The following is a 12,864-nucleotide window of genomic DNA, read 5'->3' on the forward strand; positions in this document are numbered from 1 at the left end:
GCCGAGCAGTGACGTCTTCTAGCACCGGCGCGTCGACCCTGGTGGTCATCCCCGCGTTCGGTTCACCGGAACTGACGGATGCTGTCGTAAATGACCTGTGTCGCGACGGAAGCGACCTCGACCCGGCCGTGCGCATCGTGGTTGTCGACAACGCGGGTGACTACGTCCTCCCGCAGGGGCGCATCTCGGTCCACCGCCCAGGGCGCAACCTGCGGTGGATCGGTGCCGCGAACTGGGCCCTGGAAACATCGACGCGAGACGGGCATGATGTCTGTGTGGTCCTCAACAACGATATCCGGCTATCGCCCGGGTTCCTCGATGGGCTGCTCGCACCGTTCTCGACAGCCAACGACATCGCGCTGGCTGCGGCATGCTACGACGACTTCTGGCTCCACCAGCGGGCCCACAAGATCCCGCCCACCGCCGCGGAGTACGCCCCGCGCGACGTGCTGCGCGACGTCGACTTCTGTGACGGCACCGCGATCGCGTTTGCGGTGGCGCCCGTCGTCGAACTGGGAGGCCTGGACGAGGAGACCTTCACCCGGCACGGATACGGCGCGGACATCGATCTGGCGATTCGGGTCCGTGCAGCTGGCTTGCGGTGCGTGGTCACCGAGGGTGCGTACGTCTCGCACCTTCGTCGTCAGACGATGAACCGGACCGGCCAGACCTCGGAGGACAACCGGGCGGAGATCCTGAACGGCCTAAACACCAAATGGGGTGATGGGTGGCGGGCGGACGTTGGGCTCGGACCGGATTCGTTCCCCGCTCACAACGTCGGGAGCGGAGCTTCGTGGTACCTAACCCCTCCGGCAGGGTGATGAGTAGTTCCAGCCCGGTCCCACGGCGGATCATCTACGCGGGTTTCGCTACTGCCCACCACAGTGGCGGCGTGCACGTTATGACCCAGCACGTCCGGCTGCTGCGCGACGCCGGCCACGAGGCCTGGTTGTGGCTGCCCGATTCTGATGACCGCACCAACTGGATCCCCGACGACGTGCCGATGGTGTTTGGCGCCACCACCCCGATCGGCGCGCAAGACCTTCTGGTGCTGCCGGAGACGCCTACCGTCCAGGGCTGCGATCCGGCGCCCGGAGCCCGCAAGGTCATCTTCAACCAGAACCACTTCTATACCTTCGCCGCTGGCACCCCTGCCGAGGATTTCCCCGGCTGGTCACCGGCGCCTGCACTCTGGGTAGTCTCCTCGGAGAGCCGCGACGTGCTGGAAGCCACGCTGCCCGGCCTGCCCGTGAGCCTGGTCCCCAACCCGGTGGACGGAGAGCTGTTCGTCCCTGCGGCGACCGAGCGGCTCCGGGTGAGCTGGTTCCCCAAAAAACGGCCGCGGGAAGCCTCACTGCTAAAGCGGTTGCTGGCCAACGACCCACGCCTCTCGGAGGTGGATCTGGTGGAGTTGGTCCAGACTCCACGGGCGGAAGTGGCAGAGACCCTGGGAAGTACGGCGGTCTTCATAGCTCTCGGTCACTCCGAGAGCTATGGTCTGCCAGTGGCCGAGGCACTTGCGTCAGGCTGTCTCGTGGTGGGTTACGACGGCGGCGGCGGCCACGAGCTGTTCGATGCGCCTGGTGCCTGGCGGGTCCCGGACCAACGACCGCTACTCATCCGCGACAAGGTGGCGGGTCTGATCCAAGACATCGATGTCCTGGCGCCGGTACGCGCCGCGAACCGCACTTGGGTGCTTGACCGCTACCCGTTCGCCCGGACAGGCGCGGCTCTACAGGAGGCCGTCGCCGCAGCGTGGGCCCGGCCTGGCAACGATGCCATGGCTGTGCATCCGGTCGCCTGGCTCGACAGCCTCGGTCCGCATTTCACGGCATACGCCTGAGGGCTCAGTCGACGCCCTCTACGATATTGATGAGGTCCTCACCGGCCACGTACCGGCGCACCTGAGCGTTGACCAGCGCGAAGGCACGCGCACCGGACTTCGCGATGGAGCCGGCCGCGTGCGGGGTGATAATCAGGTTCGGCGCCTCCCACAGCGGGTGGCCAGCGGGTAGCGGCTCCGGCTCCATCACATCCAGCGCGGCGTACAGCCGACCGGCCGTCAGCTCCGCAAGAAGCGCTGCGGTGTCGACGACCTTGCCGCGGGCGACGTTGACCAGCAGGGCGCCGTCGGGCATCCGGGATAGGAACTCGGCATCCACGAGGCCGGTTGTCTCCGGGGTAAGCGGAACAGTCAGCACCACCACGTCAGCTTCTGGCAGTAGGCTCGGCAGCTCCGAGGTGGCGTGGATGCCGTCCCGTGCCGTGTGCGCCACGAGTACCGGCTCGGCGTCGAAGCCCCGCAGCCGGCGGGCGGTCTGCTCTCCGAGATCACCGGCTCCGATGATCAGGACCCGCTTGTCGCGCAGATCGTCAGCCTCCACCGGGTCCCACCTGCCCTGTCGCTGCGCTTCACCAAAATGAGGCAGGCGACGAAGCGTGGCCAAGATGACCGTCAAAACGAGCTCGGCGACCGCCGAGCCGTGAACACCGCGTGCTGTACACAGTAAAACCCCGTCCGGAACGTGGCCGAGGATGTCCTCCACGCCGGCGCTCGTCAGCTGGGTGACCTTGAGCTTCGGCATGGCGGCAAACTTTTCGGCGAGATTGGTGGAGTCCTCGACCTGCGGCACCCAGAAGACGGTATCCGCCAGGTTTTCGGGCTTCTTGTCCTCCCCGTCCCAGACGATCACCTCGACGCCGTCGGGAAGGGCTCCGAGGAGTTTTCGGGCGTTTGAATCGGGGACGCATACGACAGTCATCGCTCCAGTGTAATCAACGCCGTGACCTGGCATCCGCTATGGTGTTCTTAAGACTTCTACAGAAGTACGAAGTTCATCCACGGCGCTGAAAATCACCAGCGTTGGTGGACCGGCTCCGCACATCAATGCGGCTCCGAAGGTAGACCCGAACTTCCACAGGAGACGTGCCATGGCTATCACGAAACTCGCTTACCCTCACCAAGAGCCGGAACTCACCGGTGAGGACATTCGGCTCCGCAACTGGGCCAAAAACTCTCGGCTGGGCCCACCCGGCTCGGTTGTCGCTCCGGCCACTGAGGCGGAGCTGTGCGACTTCCTGTCCACCAGCGACGGCCGGGTTCGGATGATCGGAAGCCGGATGTCACCCGGCAGAATGATTCAGGTCGCTGACGGGAGCGGTACGCTGCTGGACCTGAGTAAGCTCAGCGGCTTGATCTCCAGCACCGAGGACACCGCGACCTTTGCTGGTTCGACCCCCTTGGCCGACGTATATGCGTTTCTCTCGGCGCGAGGACAGATGCTGGATGCCTCCCCCGGAGTCATTGCTGAGCAGACACTGGCCGGCGCCCTGTCTACCGGGACCCATGGCCAAGGCTTGCGGCAGAGCTCCATCGCCAGCGCTGCACTGTCGATCCGGATGGTGTTGGCGGACGGCACCCTCGCCGAATTTGATCGTGACCACCCGGACTTCCCCGCCGTCCAGCTCAGCCTCGGTTCACTCGGCGTCATCACGGCTGTGACCTTGCAGGCGCGGGAGTCCATGATCTACACCTGCGTCAAAAAGGCCGTCGACGCCGACAACTTAGAATCGGACCTGAAGGCCTGGAACGAAGAAAATGTCCTGGTCAAGGCATGGTGGTTTCCCCAGGAAAATCAGGTCCAGGTCTGGACCGCCAACGAGGCGACCGACGACGAGGTTTCGCGGTACCGGGCTGGCGGTAGTGAGTTGGTGAAGTATGAGACCACCAATGCAACGATGAACAACACCGTGGAATCCACGCTTCGCCAGCTTCGCGATGACTCCAGGGGGCTAGCCGACGACGGCAAGCCGCTGCAGACTGTGGCGCGTTTCCGGGACTTCACCGACGTCACCGGTGATGTCTATCAGGTGTTTTGTCGGGGAATCGCCACCCCACAGATCAACGTCGAGATTGCCATCCCACTGGACAGGGCCGGTGCGGTGGTCAGGAAGATCAAGGAATGGCACACGCGGACGCGTCCCCGGATGCACTACCCGGTGATCCTGCGCTGCACGGGCCCGTCTGACGGTTGGCTAAGTCCATCCCACGGCCAGAACACCTGCTACTTCGGTTTCGTGGTCTACTACGCTGCCGATGGCTCGCTGTCCGAAGAGGGCGACAGTTTCCTCCGGGCGGTGGAACGGGCCCTGGCCGAGGAGGGCGGACGCCCTCACTGGGGCAAGTACTTCGATGAGTCCCTGTACAACTGGCCGGAACTCTACCCGCAGTGGGAAGCCTTCCGGCGGGTGCGCGAGGCACTCGACCCCCAGCACCGATTCGCAAACGCGTTCACTGCGGCCCTACTCGACTGACTCGACCCACACACTAGGACAGGAGCACCGCCGATGAATGCCTGGGTTACTTTGCTGACGCAACCCAACTACCTGGTAGGGGTCAGGACGCTACGGGCCTCGCTCGCGGATTCCGGCAGTAAGGCCCCCCTCGTCGTCATGGTGACGGACGGGATCGACGAGGAGACCCGGGGCCTCCTCCGGAACGATGGATGCATCGTGCGCGAAGTCGCGCCGCTGCGTCCAGCGGGCGGATCAGCGCACAGTTACGCCAACTCCCGCTTTGCGGAGGTTTGGACAAAGCTGGCTGTCTGGGGCCTCACCGATTTCGAGCGCGTTGTGTTCTTGGACGCCGACATGCTCGTGACCCAGAACATGGATGAGCTGTTCTCGCTCGAACTGGCCGAAGGGACCATCGCCGCCTGCCACGCATGCCGTTGCAACCCCAACCGGATCCCGAGCTATCCGCAGAGTTGGACGCCCGACAACTGCTTCTACACCCACTGCCGAGGTCGAGACCATGTCACGGAACCGGGTGCAACCGACAACTACCTGAACGGCGGCTTCCTCGTGTTGTCGCCTGACCAGGCGGTTCTCGCCGACATGGTGGGACAGCTATCGGCCGTGGACGACCTGTCGAGCTATCCATTCGCCGAACAGGACTTCCTCAACGAGTACTATCGCGACCGCTGGCTTCCGTTGCCCTACGTATACAACGCGCTGAAGACCCTCCCACACCAGCACCCCTCCGTCTGGGATTCGGCGTCGGTGAAAAACATCCATTACATCATCGACAAGCCGTGGGAGAAGCCACTCGACTCCGCCGACAGGTACTTCGAGGTAAACCGGCTCTGGTGGAAGATGGCCGACACCCTGAGCGAACCCGTCCACTCCTGACCCGCCGGTCCAAGGACAGGACGTTAGCTCCCGGGGCAGAATGGTGAGAGCTGTCCGCCTTGAATGCCGTCACCGCGTCCGGTGACGGCATCCGCGGTGACGGCAAGGATAAACGGCTGGCGGGACTGCCGGGGCTGTGTACGATTAGCGCTTAGTAGCCTGCAACGAACATCCTCCGATAAGCCAGCGCCGGATTAACGGCTGGGTCCAGCTTGATGTTCGCCAGCCAGATTCCATGGGGGAAATATGAGCGTTGTGGTGTGTAGTACCGATGACGGCGGTGACGGCATGCGTGGTTCTGCAGACATCCTTGAGGCAGCACGCGCTGCGACATTTGACTACTCCCTGATCACCGACGCCAGGCAAGCCATCACCCATGTGTCTGCCTCGTTCGTCGCGATGACCGGATATGAGCCAGGGGATCTTTTCGGAAAGAACTGCCGAGTCCTGCAGGGCCCCGGTACAGATGCGGGGACCAGACGGCAGATAAGGGAACTCCTGGGCTCGGGGCAGGTATTCGACGGGAAGATCCTTAACTACCGTAAAGACGGCTCCGCATTCTGGACGGCCCTAAAAATCATCCCAATGCGCGAGGGACAGGGTACCGAGGTCACTCACTACGTGAGCGTTCAACGCGACATCACGAACGATGTGGCTTTGCTTAAACACTTACAGGCCCAAGCCATGCGCGATCATGTTACTGGCCTACCGAATCGGGCCGCAGCCGAGCAGGCTCTCGAAAATGCGGTAGAACGCTTCCCGGAACAGGATATGACGGTTGCGGTAGGTCTCATCGATTTGGACGACTTCCGGGACGTCAACAACACATTCGGTCATGCGGCAGGGGATTCAGTCCTCCAGCAGTGGGCAAGCCGTGTCACGGCAGGCTTACGCGATGGGGACTTACTGGCAAGGATGGGCGGGGATGAATTCCTCCTCATCCTAGGAAATGTCTCTTTCGCCACATCGGATGAAGACCTCCCGGGAATTATGGACCGCATTCATGAGGCAGTAGAGGAACCCTTCACTGTTCAAGGGCACCAGGTGCACCTTGGCATGTCGATGGGTGTTGCGTTGATTCCCCGGGAGGGCACGGACAGCCAGATAATCCTGCACAGCGCTGATGAAGCTCTCTATACTGCCAAAAAACGGCGCGCCCAAGCTATGCCGTGGTGGCAATCCGCCGTCGATCCGCTCCCTGTTCACGCCCAAACCACGGCAGAAATCCCTCGAAGTCCGCAGATGTACAGGAGCGCCCTCCGAAACGGCAACGTCCTGGTCCACTTCCAACCCATCATCGATCTCCGCGAAGGCTCGGTGGTTCTCTTCGAAGCCCTGGCCCGACTTCACCTACCTGGGGAGCGGATTGCTTTCCCCGATGAGTTCCTGCCACATCTCACCGCCGAAGATCTACGCATCCTTTTCGACGATGTCCTCAACCAAGCACTAGGGCTTATCGCCGGCTGGGATAGGGAAGGCGTGCGTCCTAACGTGGCAGTGAACCTGCCTCCAGAGATCCTGAACGACAGCACACTACCGGCAATGGTGGAGCGAACGCTCCGCGCTTATCACATTGAACCTGGTGGCCTAGGACTGGAACTCCTGGAATCCCAGACCATGGAACTGGAAAAACAGCGAGCCGCGCTTCAGGACTTCGCCGGATACGGAATCCGGTTAGCCATGGATGACCTCGGCTCCGGGTACAGCAGCCTCCAACGGCTGTCCTCGTTCCCCTTCACTGCAATCAAACTCGACCGTGGGCTCTTCCTACACGCTTATGACCGGCCTCTGGAATCACTGAGTATCATGACCACCCTCATTCAAATGGGCAGGGACCTCGGGATGACTGTAGTGGTTGAAGGCCTCGAGGACGAAAGCCTCACTGAAGTGGCCACCGTCCTGGGGGCGCCGCTGGGCCAGGGCTATTTTTTCTCAAAGCCCATGCCGGGCGAAGACTGCGGGCCATGGGTGGATTCCTTCGAACCCTACCTGCATACGTCTCACCTTCGAACGCCACTCGGCGCATTGGCCTATCACTGGCAATTTGCCCGGCTGGCTGCCCCGCATGTCCTGGACCTTGAACGCTGCCCGCTCACCCGCTTCATCCACGAAATCAGCACCAACCCTGGATTCACCTCAGGTTCAGACGTTGAGTCATGGCATGCCCTCCACCACATGCAAGAAGCAACGAACCCCGCCTCCAGCGGGCTTCTCACAGACTGGCTCACGCAACTCATCAAGTCACCGGAATCCCCAGGTACGTCCGAGACCAGCACAAGCTGAGGCACAGAATGCGACCTGAAGCGGTCTACTCAATCCTGGGCAGTCCCGTCAGGTGACACTTTGCGAGCATCATTAAATACGGAAACTTGGACGGTTGCGATAAGCCCCGGCAGAAGTCCTCGCCGCGACTCCCTCGAACCACACAAATCGAGCCAGTGTTGTCCTCACCAGGGACTGCCCCGGCTTCGAGAACTGCCCCCGGTCTTGTTGACTCCTAGAACTAGCGAACTGAGGCTCGTGGGAGGCTGTTGACCATGCCCGCGACTTATGGAGCGGAGTTCCTCCAGGATGTCATAAAGAAAGGCCCTGAAGTTGCGTTGGTGGGTGGGAATTCGGTGGGTGGGAATGGGTACAGCTGCCCATGTCAATGCGTCGTCTTCGTCCGTAGACTCGGCAAAGAGCGCACCCTGAGCTTGAATACCTCTCAACTTTAATAAAAGGAGTAAGCATGAAAACTTTTCATTCGCGCCAGCGTTACTCGGCTATCACTTTGGCATGCGGTCTTCTCTTGGGCATAGGCGTCGCTATCGCCCCGGCAGCATCGGCGACACCTGCCGGCTTTACTGCGTGGCCGCGAGTTTCCTATGAAGCCTGCGCCTACTGGAAGAACCAATATGCGCAGAAAGGCTATTTGACTACCTCCTGCCATTCGTTCGTGGGCAACACCTGGAGCTTTGACTACAAACGCGAGTTCCACTAATCCGGCCACTGATCCCTGACCGGGGGGCAGTTCGAGGCGCTTCTGGTAACTAACGAGAAGCGTCTCGAAGATAGAGTTGAGAAATGCTTGAGATCCGCCCAAATTGCGAATGTTGCGACCGGGACATTTCCCCATCCGACGAGGCATACATCTGCACATTCGAGTGCACATGGTGCCCGGCTTGCGTCAGATTGTTTCCTCATGGTTCCTGCCCAAACTGCGGCGGAGACCTTCAACGACGCCCCACGAGGCCTGCTGGTGCCCTGGTCAACAACCCGGCCAGCCCTACCCGGGTTGTGTCCCCTAGTTGCCTTCAAAAGACCACCGCTAACTAGCAGGCGATCCACCCCATACGTGGCCGTTTCGAGCTTGGTGCTAGTGAGCGCTGACGACTGTCACCGCTGTTGAGGTTTTAATGGGCCGATGGTGATGGGACGCTTTGTGCTGCGTGGGCCCCCCATCCGGGGAACCTAAAGCTTCAACTGCGCCACCGATGGCGTTGACGTCGCACGCAGCCCAGACCCTGAAGAGAGCTGGCTCTTCGCCACGTCAACGCGGGCCTGTCTGAGAAACCTCGCCGCAGGGGTCGGCCACCTGGTTCATTTCGCACAGGAGAAGTTAGCGGATGTGTTGATCAGAGAGTTTGCAAAAACGCGTTGATGTCGGCGGCCAGCAGCTCAGGTTCCTCGTGTGGAGCGAAATGTCCGCCCCGGGGCATCGTCGTGTACTGGGTGACGTTGTAGGACCGCTCTGCCCAGCTTCGGGGTGGCTGCGCAAGATCTCGGGGAAAGACAGCGACCGCCGTCGGGACTGCAACCTGATGGACCCGGGCTGTATAGCCAGCCGCGAACTCGTAGTAGGGACGAAACGATGTGGCGATGGAATTCGTGAACCAGTAGACCGAGGCGAGCGTAAGAAGATAGTCGTCGCTGAATCGCGTTGAGACGTCCCCTGCGCAGTCGCTCCATGCCCTGTGTTTTTCGAGGATCCACGAAAGTAACCCTGCTGGCGAGTCCGATAAAGCAGGGGCCAAAGTCAAGGGACGAGTTTGTTGTTGGTGTTGATAAGCACCTTCTGCTGCTGTCCAGGCGTCCACGCGTTGCAGGTGTTCTTGTTCCTCATCGCTGATCGTCGCTTGATCAAGGTCCGCCGGGCCAGCAACGGCCAGGAGATGAATTCCCGCAACGGCTTCGGGGTGGGCCTCTGCGAGGCGTGAGGTAATTCCGGCCCCCAGGTCCCCGCCGTGTGCCGCATAGCGTTCGAAGCCAAGGTGATCTTTCATGAGTCGGTGCCAGAGTTCGTGCGTCTGCTCGTGCAGGGATGGTCGCTGTGGGGAGAATGGCAGCCCTGGAATTGCCGGAACAATCACCGTCACAGCGGTTTCTGGCCTTCCACCGGAGAGCGACGGCGTCGCCAGCCGCTGGGCAAGAGTCACCAGCTCAAGCACCGTGCTTGGCCACCCATTGGTAAGTACTATCGGGATGCCGCCCGGTGCTTCCGCATCAAATCTAAGATATGACACGGTGGTTCCATCAATAGTGGCGCTGTTCCACGGCAACGCACGGATCCAGCGGTCCTGAGCCGCCCAGTCGAAGCCGTCAGCCCAGTAGGCGACCAACCTCCGCAGCTCCGCCTGATCGGTGCCGGCTTCCCACCCTGTAGACGGCCAGCTGAGGGGCCACCTCGTGTCCCTGAGCCGACGACGCAAGTCATCAACGTCTGTGTCTGTCACGTGCAAACCAAAAACGTCAGGCACAACACTCATTTCGCATTTGACAGATGACCCACGGATTAGCAGGTCAGGTGAGTGGCACTCTAGCCTACGATCCGCCACCGGAATGGAGTAGGTTCGTTCCCGCTTGTGATCGGCCCGTAACCGTTGTTAGCTGGCCCCTATGAGTGATGTTGCCAAGGCGGAGTTGAGCAGGTATTTGCAGGAGGGCCGCGATGCGATCCTCTGGAAGATGGAAGGGCTCTCCGAGTACGACGTTCGCCGGCCCCTGACACCGACAGGCACAAATCTTCTTGGGTTGGTCAAGCACCTCGCCGGCGTCGAGGCCGAGTACTTCGGCGTGGTCTTCAACCGGCCGTTCCCCGAAAAGATTGCCTGGCTTTCTCCCACTGCCGAACCCAACGAAGACATGTGGGCGCACCCTGAGGAATCCCGCGACGAGATTGTCAGTCTCTATCAACGAGTATGGGCACATGCAGACGCCACAGTTTCCGCATTGGACCTTGATGCCTCCGGCTCCGTGCCGTGGTGGCGTGAAGCGAGCAACCCAGTCAGCCTCGCCCGCATCCTGGTCCATGTAACCGCAGAAACGCACCGACATGCCGGCCATGCAGACATCGTGCGTGAGGTGGCCGACGGCAGCGTCGGGCACCGGGACGGCAACGACAATATGGCAGCCGTGGACCAGGCCTGGTGGCGCACATACTGCGATCGGCTAGAGTCGGCTGCCCGCAGTTTCCGTTAGCAGACACTTCACCTTGGCGCTTAGCTTTGCTCCTGGGTCCACTGCTCGTCCTGCTCGGGCCACGAATCCTGGGAGTACCCGGATGCCGCAGCGGGGGCTGGCACCTGCAACGCATCGATCTTGACCAGCGCACGGTGCGCGGCAACAATCAGCATGAAGAAGCCAACAACGCCCATCAGTCCGCCAGAAAACATTACTCCCACCAGGATCGTAGCCAGGCCCTGGTCCGAACCCCGCGCCATTACCGTGGTCCAGTAGATGGAGGCAATAAACGTCACCAGCGGGCCACCCAGGAAAAGACAGACTCCTGCCACATAGATACCCGCTGAACGCCTGAACTGCATCATGCCCCCTGAGTAAGTCGCTCGTGTGTGCAGCAATCTTTACACGAGCTTCACGCTGATTGACGCAGCTTTCACAGCCGGCGCACAGTGCGGCGAAAAGTCTGGCACAGCAGAATTCGGTCTGATGGCCCTATGAAAAAACCCAGACCGGAGAGTCTTCCCTCGTCAATGGCCCGCACCCCGACCACGACAGGGGACTCGAGTTTGATCTTTCGCGCTTGCTGAGCCGACGCCGGACGCTGGGCGTCCTGCTCGGCGGCGGGGCAGCTGCCGCCCTCGCCGCCTGCACCCCCGCAGGAAGCGTGCCACCGACCACCACAGCAGAAGCCGCGCCCTCGGCGACGTCAAGCGCCGCTGCTGCGACGTCGTCGTCCGCGCCCAGTGGCTCCGCTTCAGCCACCGTGACACGGGCCATCGCTGAATGTGGAGTTGAGATTCCAGAAGAAACAGCCGGGCCGTACCCCGGCGACGGCTCCAACGGACCAAATGTCCTCGATGCTTCCGGCGTGGTCCGCCAGGACATCACCACCAGTTTTGGCGCCGCAACCGCCACTGCCACCGGCGTGCCACTGACACTGACGCTGACCCTGCTGGACAACACCAACGGCTGCTCACCCTTGGTTGGGGCCGCAGTCTACGCCTGGCACTGCGACAAGGACGGCAAATACTCCATGTACGACTCCGGATTGGAGGACGAGAACTTCCTCCGTGGAGTCCAGGAATCCGATGCCAGTGGCCAACTCACCTTCACCACGATCTTCCCGGGCGCGTACATGGGCCGGTGGCCGCACATCCACTTCGAGGTTTTCGAATCCATGAGCAATGCCACCAACGCCGGGCAGATTCTCCGGGTCTCGCAGATTGCCCTGACGGAAGCGTCCTGCAACGACGTGTATGCCACCATCGGGTACGAATCCTCGGCATGGACCTTCCCCAGACACCGCTGGCCCGCGACATGGTCTTCGGCGATGACGGCGGCATCTACCAGCTCGCCACCATGTCAGGCACAGCCGCCGGGGGTTACACAGCGGGCCTCAACGTCACCATCTAGAGCTCAGCTTGACCTCAATCGATCCCCCCACCTGCGCGGATGCTGATCGCCGGGCAGGTCAACGGTGGTTGACGGAGGCAACCGGATAGGTGAAAGTGGCAGCATGAGACTGAAGGAACAGCACCGCACCCGTATGTTATCGACCGCAGCCATCACAGCCATCGCAGGCCTGATGCTCGCGGGCTGCGCCGGCAGTTCACCCGAGGCGACAAGTTCGGCATCCGCCCCCAGCACCAACGCTGCCGCGACGACGGCGGCGCCCGCCACCAGCGCGCCCGTGTCACCGAACGCATCATCGTCGCCCGCGCCAGCACCGTCGTCGTCCTCTCCTACTCCTGCACCTGCACCCGGTGCGCCTTCTGCCTGCACCACGTCCATGCTGTCTGCTGCCGTGAACCCTGACTCGGGTGGCGGAGCCGCCGGCAGCGTCTACATGAGCCTGACCCTGACCAACACTGGCGATGCCGACTGCACGCTGAACGGCTTCGCCGGCGTTTCCCTGACAGCGGATCCCACCGGCGAACCGATAGGCGCGCCAGCCAGCCGGGACGAGTCATCGCCCTCAGCCGAAGTCCTGCTCGCACCGGGCCAGTCCGGTGCAGCGACGCTGCGGTACACCCAGGCCGGTAACTACCCCGACTGCCAACCTGTTGACGCCGCGGGCTACCGCATCTACCCACCCGGAGACACAGGCTCGATCTTCATTGAGCAGCCCACCTCGGCGTGCGCAAACGCCGCCATCAGTATCCTGAACATTGGAGCTTTCGCAGCGTCCTGAGGCTGCCGAACCGGGTGGTTGCTACCGTTGGAGACCACCCG

The 12,864-nt window shown here is 61.9% G+C and carries 12 protein-coding genes and 1 pseudogene; 10 read left to right on the forward strand and 3 right to left on the reverse strand.

The features are described 5' to 3' along the window. Positions 1-8 precede the first annotated feature (8 nt). Positions 9-821, forward strand: coding sequence for a glycosyltransferase (locus QMG79_RS08150; RefSeq protein ID WP_283538101.1), 813 nt, complete (start codon positions 9-11; stop codon positions 819-821). Then, positions 821-1,843, forward strand: coding sequence for a glycosyltransferase family protein (locus tag QMG79_RS08155; RefSeq protein ID WP_283538102.1), 1,023 nt, complete (start codon positions 821-823; stop codon positions 1,841-1,843). Before QMG79_RS08150 ends, QMG79_RS08155 begins: the two co-directional genes overlap by 1 nt. Before the next feature lie 4 nt (positions 1,844-1,847). On the opposite strand, the gene QMG79_RS08160 is transcribed toward QMG79_RS08155, so the two are convergent. Beyond that, positions 1,848-2,762 carry a 2-hydroxyacid dehydrogenase gene (locus QMG79_RS08160; protein ID WP_283538103.1) on the reverse strand — a complete coding sequence of 305 codons (915 nt, stop codon included), beginning with the start codon at positions 2,760-2,762 and terminating at the stop codon, positions 1,848-1,850. 169 nt (positions 2,763-2,931) lie between these two features. On the opposite strand from QMG79_RS08160, the gene QMG79_RS08165 reads away from it, so the two are divergent. From QMG79_RS08165 to QMG79_RS08185, 5 genes are all read left to right on the forward strand, one after another. After that, a complete protein-coding gene (locus QMG79_RS08165) occupies positions 2,932-4,314 on the forward strand; it encodes a D-arabinono-1,4-lactone oxidase (protein WP_283538104.1) in 1,383 nt (460 codons plus the stop codon). A 33-nt stretch (positions 4,315-4,347) separates the two neighbouring features. Next, a complete protein-coding gene (locus tag QMG79_RS08170) occupies positions 4,348-5,190 on the forward strand; it encodes a glycosyltransferase family 8 protein (protein WP_283538105.1) in 843 nt (280 codons plus the stop codon). Positions 5,191-5,436: 246 nt separating this feature from the next. Continuing rightward, positions 5,437-7,473 (forward strand): putative bifunctional diguanylate cyclase/phosphodiesterase, encoded by a 2,037-nt coding sequence (locus tag QMG79_RS08175; RefSeq protein ID WP_283538106.1) that lies wholly within the window; start codon positions 5,437-5,439, stop codon positions 7,471-7,473. Between the two features lie 448 nt (positions 7,474-7,921). After that, positions 7,922-8,173 carry a hypothetical protein gene (locus QMG79_RS08180; RefSeq protein WP_283538107.1) on the forward strand — a complete coding sequence of 84 codons (252 nt, stop codon included), beginning with the start codon at positions 7,922-7,924 and terminating at the stop codon, positions 8,171-8,173. Between the two features lie 83 nt (positions 8,174-8,256). Then, positions 8,257-8,508 (forward strand): DUF1272 domain-containing protein, encoded by a 252-nt coding sequence (locus QMG79_RS08185; protein WP_283538108.1) that lies wholly within the window; start codon positions 8,257-8,259, stop codon positions 8,506-8,508. Between the two features lie 299 nt (positions 8,509-8,807). Here QMG79_RS08185 and QMG79_RS08190 read toward each other — a convergent pair whose 3' ends face one another. Beyond that, complete coding sequence (locus tag QMG79_RS08190; RefSeq protein ID WP_283538109.1) at positions 8,808-9,905, reverse strand: epoxide hydrolase family protein; 1,098 nt, start codon at positions 9,903-9,905, stop codon at positions 8,808-8,810. 163 nt (positions 9,906-10,068) lie between these two features. Between QMG79_RS08190 and QMG79_RS08195 the strand changes: the two genes are divergently transcribed. Next, positions 10,069-10,650: a DinB family protein gene (locus QMG79_RS08195; protein WP_283538110.1), complete on the forward strand. Its 582-nt coding sequence runs from the start codon at positions 10,069-10,071 to the stop codon at positions 10,648-10,650. 20 nt (positions 10,651-10,670) lie between these two features. Here QMG79_RS08195 and QMG79_RS08200 read toward each other — a convergent pair whose 3' ends face one another. Further along, entirely contained in the window at positions 10,671-10,997 is a 327-nt protein-coding gene (locus tag QMG79_RS08200; protein WP_283538111.1) for a hypothetical protein, read from the reverse strand. A 215-nt stretch (positions 10,998-11,212) separates the two neighbouring features. Here QMG79_RS08200 and QMG79_RS08205 point away from each other — a divergent pair. Then, positions 11,213-12,045, forward strand: a pseudogene (locus tag QMG79_RS08205) (dioxygenase family protein). Between the two features lie 103 nt (positions 12,046-12,148). After that, positions 12,149-12,823: a DUF4232 domain-containing protein gene (locus tag QMG79_RS08210; RefSeq protein WP_283538112.1), complete on the forward strand. Its 675-nt coding sequence runs from the start codon at positions 12,149-12,151 to the stop codon at positions 12,821-12,823. The last annotated feature ends 41 nt before the right edge of the window (positions 12,824-12,864 follow it).

Source organism: Pseudarthrobacter sp. PS3-L1, from assembly GCF_030063285.1.
GTDB lineage: Bacteria > Actinomycetota > Actinomycetes > Actinomycetales > Micrococcaceae > Arthrobacter.